We start from the raw sequence: 18227 nt of genomic DNA, 5'->3' as shown, positions 1-18227 counted from the left end.
GAGCTTGCTCCCGATAGGCGCGACACGGTCTCAATGACTCTCCCCAGCCTTAAGCCCCGCCGGCAACGCCTTGGTCAACAAAACCGCGACCATACTCACCCCCAACGCCAGCCCCACGCAGTGAAACGCATCGTTGTAGGCCATGATCTGCGCCTGCTGGTGCGCAATCTCACTGAGTTTGCCCAGCGCTGCCGTTTGGTTGCCCAATTGCTCCGTCAGCGTCGCCAGCCGCTCCGCGACTTGGGGATTGGTCGGCACGATCGCCTCGCGTAAATAATCGAAATAGACCTTGGTGCGCGCATCCAGCAGGGTCGCCAGTAGCGCAATGCCGATAGCGCCGCCGAGGTTGCGCAGGATGTTGAACAGGCTTGAAGCCGAGCCTGCGTCCTGCGGCAGGATGTAGGCCGTGGCGATCAGCGAGATGGTCACCATGATCAACGGCTGCCCGAGGGCGCGGATGAGTTGGATCTGGTTGAACTGGCTGCCGGCAAAGTCCGGGTTGAGCACGCCCGAGGAAAAACTCGCCAGGCCGAACAGGCCGAATCCTAAGGCGCACAGCCATTTCGGCGACACATACTTCATCAGTTTCGGCACCAGCGGGATCAGGAACAGCTGGGGAACGCCCATCCACATGATCACTTCGCCGATCTGCAGCGCGTTGTAGTTCTGGATCTGCGCCAGGTACAGCGGCAGTAAATAGATCGAACCGTACAACCCGACACCCATGCCCAGGCTGGAAATGCTCGACAAGCCGAAGTTGCGATTGGCCAGGATGCCGAGGTTGATCAGCGGGTTGGGCTTGGACAGTTGCACAATCACGAAGGTGATCAGGCTCAGCAAGGCGACGCTGCCCAGGCTGACGATCAGGTTCGACTCGAGCCAGTCCTTGCGGTGGCCTTCTTCCAAAAATACCTGCAAGCAGCCCAGGCCGATGGCCATGCTGACGATGCCGGCGTAGTCGGTGCTTTTCAGCAGCTCCCAATGGGGCGCCTTTTTTTCCAGGCCGTAGAGCAGTCCGGCGATCATCAGCAGCCCGGGGGGCACGTTGATATAGAAGATGTATTCCCAGCCCCAGTTTTCCGTGAGCCAGCCGCCGATGGTCGGGCCGATGGACGGCGCGAAGGTGGCGGTCATGGCAAACATCGCCATGCCTTTGGCGCGGTGATGCTCGGGCAGCTTGATCAGGGTCAGGGTAAACGCCAGCGGGATCAGCGCGCCGCCGGTGAAGCCTTGCAGGGCGCGGAACACGATCATGCTTTCCAGGCTCCAGGCCATGGAGCACATCAGCGAGGCGATCAGGAATCCTATCGACACCCACACCGCCAGCCGCCGTGCCGAAAGCAACTGCACCAGCCAGGCGGTGAGGGGGATCATGATGATTTCGGCCACAAGGTAGGAGGTGGAAATCCACGATCCTTCTTCCAGGGTGGCTGACAGCGCGCCTTGGATGTCCTTGAGGGACGAGTTGGTGATCTGGATGTCGAGCACCGCCATGAAGGCGCCGAGCATCACGCTCATCACCGCGATCCAGTCGCGCCGGGTCGGTTCGCCGACCGGGCGCAGCAGTGGGTCACCGGCCATCAGGCTGGTCTTTGATGTTCACTTTGACGGTGACGGACATGCCGGGGCGGATCTTGCCCTTTAGCGGGTTATCCGCAGCAAACGTGAGTTTCACCGGAATCCGTTGTACGACTTTGGTGAAGTTGCCGGTGGCATTGTCCGGCGGCAACAGGCTGAACTGCGCCCCGGAGGCGGCGAACAGGCTGTCGACCCGCGCCTCGATCGGTGTATCGCTATAAGCATCGAAGGTCAGTTCGGCCTTTTGCCCGGGCTGCATATGGCCGATTTGGGTTTCCTTGAAGTTGGCCTGAATCCAGATGTCCTGGTCGGGGACGATCGACAGCAGGTAGGCGCCGGCTTGCACGTATTGGCCATTGCGCGCGGCGCGCTGGCCGACCAGGCCACTGATGGGCGCGTGGATTTCGCTGCGGGTCAGGTTCAGCTCGGCCTGGGCCAGGTCGGTTCTGGCGTTGGCGATCAGCGCGTCGAGGCGCTTGAGCTCGGCATTCAGGGCGTTGACCTGCTGGCGCTGGCCCTGCAGGTCGGCCTGGGCCATGGTCACTTGGGAGCGGGCGATGTGGTTGTCGGCGGAGAGGGTGGTTACCCGTTCTTCCGAGACGTAGCCGGGTTTGCGCAGGGTCTGGGCGCGGGACAGGTCGATCTGCGAACGGCCCAGGCTGGCCTGGCTGGACGCCACTTTGGCTTCGCCGGCGGCGATCAGGCTGGCTTGCTGGGTGAGCTTGCTCTGCGCCTGGGTACGCTCGGCTTCACGCATGGCGAGGGCGGCGTTGGCGCGGTCCACGGCGAGGTGGAAGTCGTCGTCTTCAAGCCTCACCAGCAGTTGGCCTTGTTGCACGTGCTCGTTATCACCGACCAGCACCTCGACAATTCGCGCGCCGAGTTGGCTGGAGACCCGGGTGATCTCGCCCTGTACGTAGGCGTTATCGGTGCTTTCGTAGAAGCGGCCCCTGAAGAACCACTGGGCGAAGAAACCCAGGGCGATCAGGCTCACGATCAATGCGAATATAAGCAGGCGGCGTTTCAGTGGGGCAGGCATGGGCGTGGCGTCTGTAACAAGAGGTAATGGAATATAACCAGCCAGCCAGTTGGCAAATAGCTATAGCGAGACTCCAGACCCAAACTTGGCCTATATGCCATGCTCGGTACGGAGGACGCTGGAGCCTAAGTGCCCATGGCTGTTACCATTCGCCCCTTGTTTTAATTTCAGTTATATCGCCCATTCGAGACCTGCCATGACCACCGTCCGCACGCGCATCGCGCCATCGCCTACCGGGGACCCCCACGTCGGCACTGCTTACATCGCCTTGTTCAACTACTGCTTTGCCAAGCAGCACGGCGGTGAATTCATCCTGCGGATCGAAGACACCGATCAACTGCGTTCGACCCGCGAGTCCGAACAGCAGATTTTCGATGCCCTGCGCTGGTTGGGCATCACCTGGTCGGAAGGCCCGGACGTCGGCGGCCCGCACGGCCCGTATCGCCAGAGCGAGCGCAGCGACATCTACAAGCAGTACACCCAGCAGTTGGTCGACATGGGCCATGCATTCCCTTGCTTCTGCACCAGCGAGGAACTGGACCAGATGCGCGCCGAGCAACAGGCCCGTGGCGAAACCCCGCGCTACGACGGCCGTGCGCTGCTGCTGTCCAAAGAAGAAGTGGCCGCACGCCTGGCTGCCGGCGAGCCCCATGTGATCCGCATGAAGGTGCCGAGCGAAGGCGTGTGCGTGGTGCCGGACATGTTGCGCGGTGACGTCGAGATCCCGTGGGATCGCATGGACATGCAAGTGCTGATGAAGACCGACGGCCTGCCGACGTACTTCCTGGCCAACGTGGTCGACGACCACCTGATGGGCATCACTCACGTGTTGCGCGGTGAAGAATGGCTGCCGTCGGCGCCGAAGCTGATCCTGCTCTACGAGTACTTTGGCTGGGAACAACCGCAACTGTGCTACATGCCGCTGCTGCGTAACCCGGACAAGAGCAAGCTGTCCAAGCGCAAGAACCCGACCTCGGTGACGTTCTATGAGCGCATGGGTTTCATGCCCGAAGCAATGCTCAACTACCTGGGGCGCATGGGCTGGTCGATGCCGGACGAGCGCGAGAAGTTCTCGCTGCAGGAAATGGTCGACAATTTCGACCTGTCACGCGTCTCGCTGGGCGGGCCGATCTTCGATATCGAGAAGCTGTCGTGGCTCAATGGCCAGTGGCTGCGCGACCTGCCAGTGGAAGCGTTTGCCAGCCGCATGCAGCAGTGGGCGTTGAACCCCGAGTACATGATGAAGATCGCACCGCTGGTGCAGGGCAGGGTGGAGACGTTCAGCCAGGTCGCACCGTTGGCCAGTTTCTTCTTTGCCGGTGGCGTGAACCCGGATGCGAAGCTGTTTGAGTCGAAGAAACTCTCCGGCGACCAGGTTCGCCAGTTGATGCAGTTGATCCTGTGGAAGCTCGAAAGCCTGCGCCAGTGGGAGAAGGACGCCATTACCGCGACGATCCAGGCGGTGGTCGAATCCCTGGAGCTGAAATTGCGCGATGCCATGCCGCTGATGTTTGCCGCGATCACCGGGCAGGCCAGTTCGGTGTCGGTACTCGATGCGATGGAAATCCTCGGTCCGGACCTCACGCGTTTCCGTCTGCGCCAAGCCCTTGATTTGCTTGGTGGTGTGTCGAAGAAAGAAAACAAAGAGTGGGAGAAGCTGCTGGGCGCTATTGCCTGAGTCAGCGCTTGTAGCGGCCAAACCCCGGTTTTTCGGGGTTTGGTTGGTAAGTGATTGTTATCCCGGCAAAAAACTTTGGAAATTGTTGAAAATAAATTTGACACGTTTCCAAAGCGCCATTAAGATTCGCCCCGTCCTCACCGATGAGGGGCTATAGCTCAGCTGGGAGAGCGCTTGCATGGCATGCAAGAGGTCAACGGTTCGATCCCGTTTAGCTCCACCAATTTACAGGTTCAAGGTCTGGCCACACCGTCCTTGAATCGATCAAGCCTAGCTTGATCATGTTGTACAGAAGGTTTTGTCCCCTTCGTCTAGTGGCCTAGGACACCGCCCTTTCACGGCGGTAACAGGGGTTCGAGTCCCCTAGGGGACGCCAGTTTCAACAAGCAGTTCGCAAGGTCTGCTGCGCCGCGAGGCGAAAAATCCGGGGCTATAGCTCAGCTGGGAGAGCGCTTGCATGGCATGCAAGAGGTCAACGGTTCGATCCCGTTTAGCTCCACCAATTTACAGGTTCAAGGTTCTGGCCACGCCGTACTTGAATCGATCAGTCTCAGCCTGATCAGTTGTATAGAAGGTTTGTGTCCCCTTCGTCTAGTGGCCTAGGACACCGCCCTTTCACGGCGGTAACAGGGGTTCGAGTCCCCTAGGGGACGCCACGATTACCCGCTCTGCGGGATTTTTAAGGGTCATTCAATTATTGAATGGCCCTTTTGTTTGTCTGGCGTTTGGCCAATTCTCCTTTCTCTTGCCCATGCGGGCTTCTGGCCAGTGGTTATGCCACTCGCTTGCGAAATATTATTATGGTTATAATATTAAATCCATGAGAGTCGGAGGCAACGATGAGCGATAAAAAAGCGCAAACCCGCGAACGTATCCTGCAGGCCGCCAGCGCCGCGTTGATCCAGCGTGGCCCGGCCGAGCCGAGCGTCGGTGAAGTCATGGGCGCGGCGGGGCTGACCGTCGGCGGTTTCTACGCGCACTTTGAAAGCAAGGATGCGCTGATGCTCGAAGCCTTCAGCCAATTGTTGGCCCAGCGCCGTGCATCGATTGACGACATGGATGCGCAACTCACCGGCGAAGAACGCCGCGCCTTGGTTGCGGCGTTCTACCTGTCGCGCAAGCACCGTGACTCCACGGCCAAGGCCTGCCCGATTCCGGCAACCGTGGGCGAGATGGCCCGCCTGCCGGACGCGTTTCGCCAAGTACTCAATGAGCATGTGGAGTTGATGGCAGCGCAACTGGCCGCCAGCCCGGAAGACACCGACAAGGCCCTGTCGGACATGGCCTTGATGGTCGGTGGGCTGGCATTGGCGCGTGCCCTGGGGTCGGGTGAATTGTCGGATCGTGTGTTGCGTGCCGCGAAGTCGGCCATACGTTAAGAGGGTTTGCAGAATGGGCGCATTGACCTGGATTCGTAGCGTCAACGGCACCTTGGGGCGCCTGGCGCCGCACACGGTGGCCAACACCATGCGGCGGGTCTTCATGACCCCACGGGATCTGCCGCCGCGTGAGTGGGAGTTGCCGCTGTTGGCGCACGCAGAGCGCATCACCTTGCGTTTTGGTCTGTCGGCGTTGCGCTGGGGCCAAGGCCCGGCGGTGCTGCTGATGCACGGTTGGGAAGGGCGGCCCACCCAGTTCGCCAGCCTGATCACCGCGCTGGTGGAGAACGGCTATTCGGTGATTGCCCTGGATGGCCCGGCTCACGGCCGTTCGCCGGGGCGTGAAGCCCACGTGCTGCTGTTTGCCCGCGCCATGCTTGAAGCGGCGGCCGAGCTGCCGCCGCTGCATGCGGTGGTCGGCCACTCTATGGGTGGCGCGAGTGCGATGCTGGCGGTGCAGTTGGGGCTGCGCACCGAAGCGCTGGTGAGCATTGCTGCGCCATCGCGCTTCCTTGATGTGCTGTGTGGGTTCGCCGGCATGGTCGGGTTGCCGTCGCGGGCGCGCTCGGCGTTTATCCAGGAGGTCGAGCTGACCCTGGGCATGCCGCTCAAGCATTTGGATGTGGCCCATTACCAGATGAACCTCCCCGGTCTGATCGTGCATGCCGAAGACGATACCTTCGTGCCGGTCAGCGCGTCCCAGGTCATCCACGACGCCTGGTTCGACAGCCGCCTGTTGCGCCTGGAGCAGGGCGGACACCAGCGAGTGCTGGCCGATCCCCGGGTGGTCGACGCGGTGCTGGCCCTGCTGGCGGGCTGCCGTTTACAGGCGCGCCAAACTGCCTGATACACTGCCCTGCCGACATCAATCGACTGGAGCAAGGCATGGGCTGGGATTTGGCAACGCCGTTTATCATCGATCTGCAGGTCGCCGCTGAGGATATCGACGGCCTGGGGCACGCCAATAACGCGGTGTACGTGTCCTGGCTGGAACGTTGTGCCTGGCGCCATTCCCAGCGCCTGGGGCTGGACCTCACCGAGTACCGGCGACTGGACCGCGCCATGGCCGTGGTACGCCATGAGATCGACTACCTGGCAGCGGCCTATGAAAGCGACGAGCTGCAACTGGCGACCTGGATCGTCGACTGGGACCAGCGCCTGAAAATGACCCGTCGTTTCCAGTTGGTACGCCCTCGCGACGGCGCGACCTTACTGCGCGCGCAAACCACCTTCGTCTGCATCGAACTGTCCAGCGGCAAGCCCAAGCGCATGCCGGCGGAGTTTCTCGACGGCTACGGCCCCGCCCTGACAGGGGGTTAACGGTTGCGACGGGAAACCCAGTAAACTGCGCCACGATTTTTGTTGAGTGTTTTCCATGCAAATTGCTTTAGCGCCCATGGAGGGGTTGGTCGACAACATCCTGCGGGACGTGTTGACCCGCGTGGGCGGTATCGACTGGTGCGTGACCGAATTTATCCGCGTCAACGACCGCCTCCTCACCCCGGCGTATTTCCATAAGCTCGCCCCGGAACTGCTGCACGGTGCCCACACCGCCGCTGGCGTGCCGCTGCGTGTGCAGTTGCTCGGTTCCGACCCGGTGTGCCTGGCGGAAAACGCGGCGCTGGCTTGCGAGTTGGGCTCGCAAGTGATCGACCTGAACTTCGGCTGCCCGGCCAAGACCGTCAACAAGTCGCGCGGCGGTGCGGTGCTGCTCAAGGAGCCGGAGTTGCTCAACCGCATCGTCGAGCATGTGCGTCGCGCGGTGCCGGCGCATATCCCGGTGACCGCCAAGATGCGCCTGGGCTTCGATAGCCCGGATGGCGCGCTGGTCTGCGCGACGGCCCTGGCAGAGGGTGGTGCGGCGCATATCGTCGTGCATGCGCGGACCAAAACCGATGGCTACAAGCCGCCGGCCCACTGGGAGTGGATTCCACGCGTGCAGGATGTGGTCAAGGTGCCGGTGTTTGCCAATGGCGATATCTGGAGTGTCGAAGACTGGAAGCGTTGCCGCGAAGTCAGCGGCGCCGAAGACATCATGCTCGGGCGCGGGCTGGTTGCGCGTCCGGATCTTGCGCGGCAGATCGCGGCGGCGCGGGCCGGTGAAGAGGTTGTGGCAATGACCTGGGCGCAAATGCAGCCGATGCTCCAGGACTTCTGGACCCAGTCGGTGGCGCAACTGACCGAACGTCAGGCACCCGGTCGGCTGAAGCAGTGGTTGGCAATGTTGACGCGCAATTATCCCGAGGCGGTGGAGTTGTTTACCGCAATGCGCCGCGAGACCGATTTGAAGCAGGTGAGTCGATTGCTGGGGATGGCCCATTCTGGTGAACCTGAGTCATAAGCTATAACACTTGAATGCCTTTAAAGTGCATTGCAACAGTGGATGAATGGGTGGGGTTTTTCAATAAAATGCTTCGTATCGAAAGATGCGGGGCATTTTGCGTTTATGGGGGTTGGAATATCACACTCGGCGGCTGCGCAGTGTCTAGGGTTGTATCGGTAAGTTGCGCAGAACAGGGTTTATTAGCGTGTGTGTCCCGTTAATGTTCGGCAGGGGTACTTGGGGTGCGGGTTTTTCTAAATGGCCATGAGGCAAAATCCGAAAGTTTGATTTGGTTTCCTTATATAAGTCGCGATTTCTGGAACTCGATGGCCTCACCTTCCACGAAAGTACGGACTGTGAAGCAGCGTGAGTTGCTTTCAGCCAAGAAAAACTCTCGCGTCTTTGGCCAATTAACTGAGCCGGGGCGTGCCAATAAGGAACTCGCTGATGTCTCTAACGATTAACCATTCGCCCTTCCTCAATGTTGATACAACCGCCACGGGGCGGCAGCCGTCATCTGCGTCGACAGCCATCCACCAATCGGGTACTTCTGTGGGCAACGCGCTTGCCACTCCTGTGGCGTTACGTCATGACCATTTCAACGTGGCGAACAATGCAATGACGATTGACGTAGGTGGCTTCTCGCGGTTGATTGACATGCTGGAGCAAGTCTTCAAAACCATGCGCGAGATATTGTCGGGGAAGAATAGTGCGCCTGGTGCATTCCCCACTCAGTATAAGCCGCTCGCCGCTCCAGTCGATGCGCGCCAACTGCCGGGACACTCTACATTGACGCTTGACCCGCGAGGGCAGCACGCTTTGTCGGTGTTACCGCACGTGCACAAATCCGGCGTCTCCGTGACCAAGGATGCCAATGCCAATGTGCAGGTGAATGTAAACGTCGGCCACTGTCCTTGCCCTGATACCAAGGCGCTTGCGAACAGCGAAGTGGTGCCGAGGGTGATGCCGTCTTTACCCCACGTCCCGCCCCTGCCCGAGACACTTCGCAAGCTTAACGTGATGCCGGAGCGTCACATTCACTCCCATGTCAGGCCGACCCCAAGTCCTGGCGTGATGCCCAGCCATGCGCATGGCGTCACTCCGCAACCGACTGTCCCCGTGGTTCCGCCGATTACGCCGCCGCCGCCGCTGCCGGATACGCCCGCCCCGGATGTCACCAGCCCTGGGCCGGCGGAAAGTCGATTTGATTCGAGGGACTGGCGCATCAGCCCCCGGTCACTGCGCCGGTCCTGACGTTATCAACCTCTTTTAATAAGAACGAATAGGGCGCGCACTTCTTTGAAGTTTAATGTTTCGGGAAGTGCACGCCAGTGGAGGCATGTATGTCGTGTTGTTCAATTAATAATATTGCGCGTGTCGTGGGTGTGCGTCAGTTACTTTCGGTTGATTCCAAGAGTGCAAAAAATGAACAATTGCCTCAATTCGACAGGGTCGTAAATGATCCGGCCTCTGGAAATAATCCCCGGCCGATAAATGCGCAGGATAACCGCGCTGGCGTGGCGAATAACTCAGATGCAGTCGATAAGTTAGTGACACTGTTCACGTCTTTTTTTACTCAATTAATCAGCCTGGTGTCTGATAAGAAAGATAAAGCCGTGCCGGATATAGCCCCGCCCCGACCTGAGGTCGCGCCGCGCGTGATGCCAGAGCCGGCGGCACCACAACCTGCGCCTGCTGCGAACATTGCTGGCCTTTCGAGAAAACGCAATGGTGCGAAGCCCGACAACATCTGGAGCGGCTTTCGCCAAGGACCGGATGGCAACTGTGTGACGGTGTCGGCCATCAAGGCGGCGATGTACCGGTTTGGCCAAAGCCCTACGGATATTTTCAAGGAAGTGAAAAAAACCGAGCGTGGCTATGAGGTGGTCATGCGCGATGGTGTATCGGTCAACCTGACGGACCGGGAGCTCACCGAAGGCGCGCGGGGGGCAAAATTTGTCGGACGTGACAAAGAGATGCTCAAGGATGCGGAGTTTCTCTTTGCGGTCAGTGCCAAGCGTGCCCAGAACGAAAACAACGATGGCAGGGCGGCGCGCAGTTTTAACGCGGCGATTCGCAGTCTGAATGATGGCGAGGATGAGAGGGGGGCGGGGGAGGGTTTGAAGCGGCTGGGGTTGAGCAAGCACATGAAGAAGGTTTCTGTGCGCGAACTCGCCAATGGGCAGTTGGGCATGTGCAATCGGGCCCAGCATTCGGTGGCGGTTATCAACGGCCGCGAAGAGCTGTGGGGCCGACAGGGAAAAGCCCCCACGCAGGGTGATGCCATAGCCCTAATGTGACGACGGTTGTTTTCAGTTCAGCGAACAGTGCAGCCAGTCTGAATCTGGCTGTCTGTTCGACAAATGATTTTTAAGGTGTCAGGAACTCAGTGCATGAATATCTCCACGGGTGGCCGTTCAATGAATGCAACAGCCCAGCAACGCGATGCTTTGCGCGTATTTCCGGTGAGGCCTGCAGGTGAAAAACCGGCTGATATCGCTTTGGCGTTCAACGCAACCGAGCGGCGGTTTGGCGAGAACTTTGATTGCAGCACCCACGCGGCCGTGATCAAGTTGATGATGGTGACGTTCGGTCAGCGCCCAGCCGCGATGTTTAATGAGTTAGTACCTTCGGGGGACGGGTACGACGTCACGATGAAGGATGAATTCAAGCTGCACCTGTCCCGCCAGGAGTTGCAGCAGGCGTCGCAGGCTTCACGCTTCGCGGGGGCAGACAGCGACGTGGTCAAGGATGCCAACTTTGTGTTTGCAGCGTTTGTTAAGCGCAAGCAACTGACCCAGGGGTATGCCACGTTTGAAGCCGCCTTGTCGAAGACGCTCGAGGGCGAGACTCCCCAGCGTTGTCTGCAGGGTATGGGGGTGTTCGGCCTGTCTCAGTTTGTTTCGGTGAGCGATATGGCCGGCCAGGGGGCGGTCGGTGTACTGGAAACCCATAACCGCGGGGCGGCGCTGGTGCGCGAGGGGGTCAGGCATGACCGTGGCGCTCCGCAAAAGGTGGATCGGGGTTACGGGTACATTTTGTTCAACGATCAAGCGTCGCCCTCGAGCAATCGCGACGCCGTCCCTGTGGTCCCGAGCATCCGGCCTGCGGACATCTGGAGTGGATTTTACCAAGGGGTAGAAGGCAATTGCGTCACGGTATCGGCGATCAAGGCGGCGATGATCCGGTTCGGGCGGGACCCCGGGGGGATCTATAAGCAGGTTCAAATCACCCCGGCCGGATATGACGTGGTCATGCGAGATTCCTTCCGGCTGCAACTGACCCACGAGGAAGTGCGCCAGGCCGCCGCCGAGTCGAACTTTTATGGCCGTAATCGGCAGTTGCTGGATGCCGCCCACTTTTTGTACGCGGTCAGCGCCAAACGCGCGCAGATCGAGAACAACGATTTTCGTGCCCGCGAGAGTTACACGGCGGCTCTGCATACCCTCAACGATGGTGAGTTCCCAGGCGAAGCGCTGCGCCGCCTCGGGTTGTTTGGCTACTTGCGTGAAAGTACGGTCGCAGAGTTGGCCAAGGGTGCGATCGGCACCCTGGCGGACAATGGGCATTCGGTGGCGGTGATCGATGGGGTGCTGGATTTCTATGGAGAAAAGCACGACTTGGCCTCATCGCGTTGGATGAATTCGGGGTTTCGGGCCCTGAAGCTGGTCTGAGCCTTAATCCAGCAATAGCCTGAACCCTTCTATCGGTAATGGGCGGCTGTGCAAATAGCCCTGGAATAAGTGGCAGCCCAACTTTTGCAGGAACGCCAGTTGCTCCGGGGTTTCGACGCCTTCGGCGATCACCTCCAGGTTCAAGCTGCGGGCCATGGCCACAATGGCGCGGATGATTTCGGCGTCGTTGGGGTCGTGGGTGGCATCGCGCACGAAGGACTGGTCGATCTTCAGCGCATCCACCGGCAAGCGCTTGAGGTAGGTGAGCGATGAGTAACCGGTGCCGAAGTCGTCCATTGCAAAACTGACGCCGAGCTTTTTCAGGCGAAGCATTTTGCTGATGGTGTCATCGAGGTTCTGGATCACGATGCCTTCGGTGATTTCCAGTTTCAGCAGGCTGTAAGGCAATGAATGCTGTTTGAGGCTGCGCTCGATCCGTTCGACAAAGTCGTTCTGGCGAAACTGCCGGGGGCTGATGTTCACGCACAGGCTGAAATTCTGCGGGTCCACCTTGCCTTCTTTGATCAACTGCTCGAAGGCGGCGCACGCTTCATCGAGTATCCAGGTGCCAACTTCGAGGATCAGGCCGCTGTCTTCCAGCACCTTGATGAATTCGGACGGCGCCTGCGCGCCCAGTTGCGGATGCTGCCAGCGCACCAGCGCCTCGGCGCCGACGATCTTATTGCCGCGCGCGTCCACCTGGGGCTGGTAATGCACGCTGAATTCGCCGCGTGCCAGGGCCAGGCGCAGGTCGGTTTCCATGCGCAGTCGTTCGCTGGCGGTTTTCTGCATGCTGTTGTGGAACATCTGCGTGGCGTTGCGCCCCGAATCCTTGGCCCGGTACAACGCGATGTCAGCACGTTTGAGCAAGTCGGCTGGGGTCGAGCCATGATCGGGGATCAGCGCCACGCCAATGCTCGGCGTGACCTGCAGGCGTTGGCCGTCCAGGAACATCGGTTCGGACAGCAATTCACGCAGGGTATCGGCCAGTTCCTGAACCTGGGCGCTGACTTCGGTGCGCGTGCCCTCCAGGCCGCTGAGCAGCACCACGAACTCATCGCCACCCAGGCGCGCCACCGTGTCTTCCATGCGCACACTGGCTTCCAGGCGTGCGGTGACGATTTTCAGCACGGTATCGCCCACCGGGTGGCCGAGGGAATCGTTGATGTGCTTGAAGTGGTCGAGGTCGAGAAACAGCAATGCACCGCGCAGGTTATGGCGCTTAAGCAGAGCGATCTGCTGGCTCAGGCGGTCCATCAGCAGCGCCCGGTTGGGCAGGTTGGTCAGCGGGTCGTGGTAGGCCAGGTGGCGGATCTGCGCCTGGGCATTTTTCAACAGGCTTACATCCCGTGCGGTCAGCAGCAGGCAGGGGGTTTCATTGAGGGTGATCGGCTCGACTGAAACCTCCACCGCCAGCACATCGCCGCGCTTGTTGTGCCAGAGCATTTCCAAATGGCGGATACGGCCTTTGAGTTGCAGTTCGGCCAGCAGCACCGCGCGTTGGTTTTCATCGGCCCAGATGCCGACCTGGTACAGCGTCAGGCCAATGACGTCTTCGGCGCGAAAACCGGTCAGGCGGCAGAAGCCGTCGTTCACCTCCACATAGCGGCCGGTGTCGTGTTCGGTGATGGAAATCGCGTCGGGGCTGGAATGAAAGGCCTTGGCGAATTTTTCTTCGCTGGCCTTCAGCGCGGCCTCCGAACGTTGCTGCTGGGTAATGTCGCGCAGGGTGGTGACGATGCACGGCTGGTCGCCGACCTTGATCAGACGGCTGGAAATCACGCAGGTCAGGGCCTGGCCGCTTTTGTGGTGCGCAACGATGGCCACGTTACTCAGCGCCTGGTCGCGAATCACCTGTTCAATGCGTTGCAGGCGCTGGCTCGACTCGTCCCACAGACCGATCTGTTCGGCGTTCATGTTGATCACTTCGGCGGCCGTCCAGCCAAAGGTCTGGGTGAACGCTGGGTTGATCTCGATGAACTCGCCGCTGTCCAGGCAGGTGACGCAGATCGGGTCGGGGCTGGCCTGGAACAGGCTGGCGAACTTTTCTTCGGAGGCGCTCAGGCGTTGTTCGCGCTCGACCTGGTCGGTGATGTCCAGCAGGGTGCCGGCCATGCGCAGCGGCGCGCCTCGCTCGTCGCGGTACAGGCGTGCGCGGCTTTCCAGGTAGCGCGAGCTGCCGTCTTCCAGTGGTACGCGGTAAGTCAGCTGATAGTTGCCGGCTGGGCCTTCGCGCAGGGTGCGATAGGCATTACGCATATTCTCACGCTCTTCCTTGGGCATGCCCTCGAAAAACGCTTCGAACGATTCATGGAACGCCTCGGACGGCAGGCCGTGCAGTTGGGCAGCGCGTGCTGAGCCGTAGAGCATGCCGGTGGGAATGTGCCAGTCCCAGGTGCCCAATTGCGCCGAGTCCAGGGCCAGGTCCAGGCGCTCTTGGCTGTCCTTTAAGGCTTGTTCGGCGTTTTTACGCTCGGTGGTGTCGAGAAAGGTGCTGATCAGGTAAGCCTCGCCCTCCAGTTCGACCTTCTGTGCGCAGAGCGTGCCGTCGTGGATCTGCCCGTTGCTGGCACAGAACTGCACTTCCATGGTGATGGGTTCACCCTTGCGCTGGGTGGCCTTGACCAGTTGCGCGCGTTGTTCGGGGTGGCGCCACAGGCCGAGGTCCAAGGTGGTGCGACCGATGGCGTCGGCGACCGGCCAGCCGAAGAGGATCTCGAAATACTGGTTGGCTTCGCTGATCAATCCGTCGGACTGGCGGGTGAGCAGGACCATGTTCGGGCACAGGTGAAACAGCGTGGCGAAGCGTTTTTCGGAGTGGCTGAGGGCGTGTTCCCGTTCGCGTTGGCGGGTGGTCTCGCGGATCACCCCGATCATGCGGCGCCGGCCGGCTTTGTCCGGTGCCAGGCTGCCATTGATTTCCAGCCAGTGCTGGCTGCCATCCGGCCACTGGATATGATGGTGCATGGCCTGCTCGAATGGCTCGCCGGCGACTATTGCGTGAAACGCGCGGACCACCCGGGCGCGGTCTTCCGGCGCGAGCAGGTCCAGGTAATCCAGATCCTTGGGCAATGGTTGGCGCGGGTCAAAACCGAACAGCGCCTGGGTGCCCCGTGACCAACTGATACGCCCGGTATCGATTTCCCAACACCACGCACCCAGCCGCGCAGCGTTAAGCGCTGCCAGCAGTTGCGGGGCGCTGTCCCAGCTTTGTTCCGCCTCTTTAGGGTCAAGGGCGTAAATGCGGGGTAGGGATGGCATTGGGTCGACGGGATTGGGCATTATCAAAAAGCCTTGGCTCGATGGGCGTTCGGCGCGGTTTTGCTCAGGCCTTGAGGCCGCACAGTTTCATGCCGGTGTCCCTGGCAGATCGACCTGTGCATCCAAAAGGCTCATAAAAGCCCGCGCAGCGTTCGACAGCGTCCTTTCGGTATGCACGATATAGCCTAGCTGGCGACTGAGTTGTATGCCTGGCAAAGCGATACTTGCCACTTGATCATCGAGCATGGTGCGCGGTAATACGCTCCACGCCAAGCCGATGGACACCATCATCTTGATGGTTTCCAGATAGTTTGTGCTCATCGCGATGTTCGGCGTGAGGCCCTGGGCCTCGAACAGGCGTCTGACAATGTGATGGGTAAACGTGTTGCCACCGGGGAAAACCGCCGGGTGCCCGGCGATGTCCACCAGGCTGACCGAGCCGGTGTGGGTCAGGCTGTGCTCGGGCGCAACTACGAAATCCAGCGGGTCGTCCCACACCGGGGTGGCGCGCACCAGGTTGTGCGGCTCGGGCGCCAGGGTGATCACCGCCACTTCGGCGCGGCCATGCAGGATCTCTTCGTAGGCCACTTCCGAGTCGAGAAACTGAATATCCAGCGCAACGTTGGGGTATTGCCGGGTGAAGGTGCGCAGGATCGGCGGCAGGCGATGCAGGCCGATATGGTGGCTGGTGGCCAATGTGAGACGCCCGCTGACTTCGCCGGTGAGGTTGGTGAGGGCGCGCCGGGTGTCGTCCAATACGTTGAGAATCTGATAGGCGCGCGGCAACAAGGCACGCCCGGCTTCGGTCAAGCCGACTTCACGGCCCAGGCGATCGAACAAACGCACCTTTAATTGTTGCTCCAGGCCGGCAATGCGTTTGCTGATGGCCGGTTGGGTCAGGTGCAGGCGCTCGCCGGCGCCGGAGAAGCTGCCGGTCTCGGCGATGGCGATAAAGGCATTGAGGTTGGCCAGGTCCATTGTGGTATTCCAGTTGGTAATCCAAAGCATAAAAAATATGAATTTGAGTTATTTAATGTAGCGCCATACCATCAGCCTCACAAGCCAAAGGGTTATTGAATGTCTCAAGACCCGGGGCATAGAAAGACCGCTGATGAGGACCGACTGATGGCCGGCAAAACGCTTTACGACAAGCTTTGGGATTCCCATGAAGTGAAACGGCGCGACGATGGCTCGTCGCTGATCTATATCGACCGTCACATCATCCATGAAGTGACCTCGCCCCAAGCGTTCGAAGGCCTGCGACTGGCCGGGCGTAAGCCTTGGCGCGTCGACTCGATCATCGCCACCCCGGACCACAACGTGCCGACCACCCCGGAGCGCAAGGGCGGGATCGACGCCATTATCGACACGGTGTCGCGTTTGCAGGTGCAAACCCTCGACGACTACTGCGACGAATATGGCATCACCGAATTCAAGATGAATGACGTGCGTCAGGGCATCGTTCACGTGATTGGCCCGGAGCAGGGTGCCACCTTGCCCGGCATGACCGTGGTCTGCGGCGACTCCCACACCTCCACCCACGGCGCGTTCGGTGCCCTGGCCCACGGCATCGGCACGTCCGAGGTGGAACATGTGTTCGCCACCCAGTGCCTGGTCGCCAAGAAAATGAAGAACATGCTGGTACGCGTCGAAGGCCAATTGCCGTTTGGCGTGACCGCCAAGGACATCGTGCTCGCCGTGATCGGCAAGATCGGCACCGCCGGCGGTAACGGCCATGCCATCGAATTCGCCGGCAGCGCCATTCGCGACCTGTCCGTCGAAGGCCGCATGACCATCTGCAACATGTCCATCGAAGCCGGTGCCCGCGTGGGCATGGTGGCGGCGGATGAAAAAACCGTCGAATACGTAAAAGGCCGTCCATTCGCTCCGAAAGGCGCCGACTGGGATACCGCCGTTGAGGCCTGGAAAGACCTGGTCTCCGATGCCGATGCCGTGTTTGACACCGTGGTTGAACTCGACGCCAGCCAGATCAAGCCGCAAGTCAGCTGGGGCACCTCGCCGGAAATGGTCTTGGCCGTCGACCAGAACGTGCCGGACCCGGCCAAGGAAACCGACCTGGTCAAGCGCGGTTCGATCGAGCGTGCCTTGAAGTACATGGGCTTGAAAGCCAACCAGGCGATCACCGACATTCAGTTGGATCGCGTGTTCATCGGTTCCTGCACCAACTCGCGGATCGAAGACCTGCGCGCCGCGGCGGTGATCGCCAAGGGCCGCAAAGTCGCCTCGACCATCAAGCAGGCCATCGTGGTGCCGGGTTCGGGCCTGGTGAAAGCCCAGGCCGAAGCGGAAGGCCTGGACAAGATCTTCCTCGAAGCCGGTTTTGAATGGCGTGAGCCGGGCTGCTCCATGTGCCTGGCGATGAACCCGGACCGCTTGGAGTCCGGCGAGCACTGCGCGTCGACCTCCAACCGTAACTTCGAAGGGCGTCAGGGCGCAGGTGGGCGTACCCACCTGGTCAGCCCGGCCATGGCCGCCGCCGCTGCCGTCAACGGTCGTTTCATCGACGTTCGCGAATTGATCTGAGGAATACCCGATGAGAGCTTTTACCCAACACACAGGTCTTGTCGCGCCGTTGGACCGTGCCAACGTGGACACTGACCAGATCATCCCCAAGCAGTTCTTGAAGTCGATCAAGCGCACCGGTTTCGGCCCTAACCTGTTCGACGAGTGGCGCTACCTGGACGTGGGCTACGCCTACCAGGACAACTCCAAGCGCCCGCTGAACAAGGACTTCGTGCTCAACGCCGAACGTTACCAGGGTGCCAGCGTGCTGCTGGCGCGGGAAAACTTCGGCTGCGGTTCCAGCCGCGAACACGCGCCGTGGGCCCTGGAAGAATATGGCTTTCGCAGCATCATCGCGCCGAGCTACGCCGACATCTTCTTCAACAACAGCTTCAAGAACGGCTTGCTGCCGATCATCTTGAGCGATGCCGAAGTGGACGAGCTGTTCAAGCAAGTCGAAGCCGATGTCGGCTACCAACTGACGGTTGACTTGGCTGCACAGACGGTGACCCGTCCGGACGGCAAGGTGTATCACTTTGAAGTCGATGCTTTCCGTAAGCACTGCCTGATCAACGGCCTGGACGACATCGGCCTGACCTTGCAGGACGGCGATGCGATTGCCGCGTTTGAAACCAAGCATCGGGCCAGCCAGCCTTGGTTGTTTCGCGACGCTTGATGTGATGTAGGCAGGACCGCCGCCATCGGGAGCAAGCTTCCTCCCACATGTTGAATTGTGAGCACGTTCAAATGTGGGAGGGGCGGTGCGACGATT

14 protein-coding genes and 4 tRNA genes are annotated in these 18227 nt (G+C 60.3%); 14 read left to right on the top strand and 4 right to left on the bottom strand.

All coding sequences use genetic code 11. The features are described 5' to 3' along the window. Positions 1–30: 30 nt before the first annotated feature. Both ACS5Q8_RS19600 and ACS5Q8_RS19595 read right to left on the bottom strand, forming a co-directional pair. Positions 31–1581, bottom strand: a complete 1551-nt coding sequence (locus ACS5Q8_RS19600) for an MDR family MFS transporter (protein WP_465159347.1) — start codon at positions 1579–1581, stop codon at positions 31–33. Then, the gene (locus ACS5Q8_RS19595; protein ID WP_276194079.1) at positions 1571–2617 is read right to left on the bottom strand and encodes an HlyD family secretion protein; all 1047 of its coding nucleotides are present in this window, start codon (positions 2615–2617) and stop codon (positions 1571–1573) included. Before ACS5Q8_RS19595 ends, ACS5Q8_RS19600 begins: the two co-directional genes overlap by 11 nt. Before the next feature lie 196 nt (positions 2618–2813). Between ACS5Q8_RS19595 and gltX the strand changes: the two genes are divergently transcribed. The 12 genes from gltX (at position 2814) to ACS5Q8_RS19535 (ending at position 11671) form a co-directional block, all read left to right on the top strand. Then, positions 2814–4295, top strand: coding sequence for a glutamate--tRNA ligase (gene gltX, locus ACS5Q8_RS19590; RefSeq protein WP_247403104.1), 1482 nt, complete (start codon positions 2814–2816; stop codon positions 4293–4295). A 147-nt stretch (positions 4296–4442) separates the two neighbouring features. Then, positions 4443–4518, top strand: a tRNA-Ala gene (locus ACS5Q8_RS19585). Between the two features lie 77 nt (positions 4519–4595). Next, positions 4596–4671, top strand: a tRNA-Glu gene (locus ACS5Q8_RS19580). 50 nt (positions 4672–4721) lie between these two features. Beyond that, positions 4722–4797: transfer RNA gene (locus ACS5Q8_RS19575), tRNA-Ala, on the top strand. 78 nt (positions 4798–4875) lie between these two features. After that, positions 4876–4951, top strand: a tRNA-Glu gene (locus tag ACS5Q8_RS19570). Between the two features lie 183 nt (positions 4952–5134). After that, positions 5135–5674, top strand: coding sequence for a TetR/AcrR family transcriptional regulator (locus tag ACS5Q8_RS19565; protein ID WP_276194078.1), 540 nt, complete (start codon positions 5135–5137; stop codon positions 5672–5674). A 13-nt stretch (positions 5675–5687) separates the two neighbouring features. Then, a complete protein-coding gene (locus ACS5Q8_RS19560; RefSeq protein ID WP_276194077.1) occupies positions 5688–6521 on the top strand; it encodes an alpha/beta hydrolase in 834 nt (277 codons plus the stop codon). A gap of 38 nt (positions 6522–6559) precedes the next feature. Then, positions 6560–6994 carry an acyl-CoA thioesterase gene (locus tag ACS5Q8_RS19555; RefSeq protein ID WP_276194076.1) on the top strand — a complete coding sequence of 145 codons (435 nt, stop codon included), beginning with the start codon at positions 6560–6562 and terminating at the stop codon, positions 6992–6994. 55 nt (positions 6995–7049) lie between these two features. Beyond that, entirely contained in the window at positions 7050–8015 is a 966-nt protein-coding gene (locus ACS5Q8_RS19550; RefSeq protein ID WP_276194075.1) for a tRNA dihydrouridine synthase, read from the top strand. Between the two features lie 429 nt (positions 8016–8444). Next, the gene (locus ACS5Q8_RS19545; RefSeq protein ID WP_276194074.1) at positions 8445–9251 is read left to right on the top strand and encodes a hypothetical protein; all 807 of its coding nucleotides are present in this window, start codon (positions 8445–8447) and stop codon (positions 9249–9251) included. A 125-nt stretch (positions 9252–9376) separates the two neighbouring features. Next, complete coding sequence (locus ACS5Q8_RS19540) at positions 9377–10297, top strand: hypothetical protein (RefSeq protein WP_276194073.1); 921 nt, start codon at positions 9377–9379, stop codon at positions 10295–10297. A gap of 93 nt (positions 10298–10390) precedes the next feature. Next, complete coding sequence (locus ACS5Q8_RS19535; protein WP_276194072.1) at positions 10391–11671, top strand: hypothetical protein; 1281 nt, start codon at positions 10391–10393, stop codon at positions 11669–11671. Positions 11672–11674: 3 nt separating this feature from the next. On the opposite strand, the gene ACS5Q8_RS19530 is transcribed toward ACS5Q8_RS19535, so the two are convergent. Further along, positions 11675–14953, bottom strand: a complete 3279-nt coding sequence (locus ACS5Q8_RS19530) for an EAL domain-containing protein (RefSeq protein ID WP_276194071.1) — start codon at positions 14951–14953, stop codon at positions 11675–11677. Between the two features lie 66 nt (positions 14954–15019). Continuing rightward, entirely contained in the window at positions 15020–15910 is an 891-nt protein-coding gene (locus tag ACS5Q8_RS19525; RefSeq protein WP_276194070.1) for a LysR family transcriptional regulator, read from the bottom strand. Between the two features lie 147 nt (positions 15911–16057). Between ACS5Q8_RS19525 and leuC the strand changes: the two genes are divergently transcribed. Both leuC and leuD read left to right on the top strand, forming a co-directional pair. Beyond that, on the top strand, positions 16058–17476 hold the full coding sequence (leuC, locus tag ACS5Q8_RS19520; RefSeq protein ID WP_426101241.1) for a 3-isopropylmalate dehydratase large subunit: 1419 nt from the start codon (positions 16058–16060) through the stop codon (positions 17474–17476). A gap of 10 nt (positions 17477–17486) precedes the next feature. Further along, the gene (leuD, locus tag ACS5Q8_RS19515; RefSeq protein ID WP_094953214.1) at positions 17487–18131 is read left to right on the top strand and encodes a 3-isopropylmalate dehydratase small subunit; all 645 of its coding nucleotides are present in this window, start codon (positions 17487–17489) and stop codon (positions 18129–18131) included. Positions 18132–18227 lie beyond the last annotated feature (96 nt).

Source organism: Pseudomonas sp. PAMC25584, from assembly GCF_058135675.1.
This window is presented reverse-complemented; position numbering and strand designations above follow the sequence as displayed.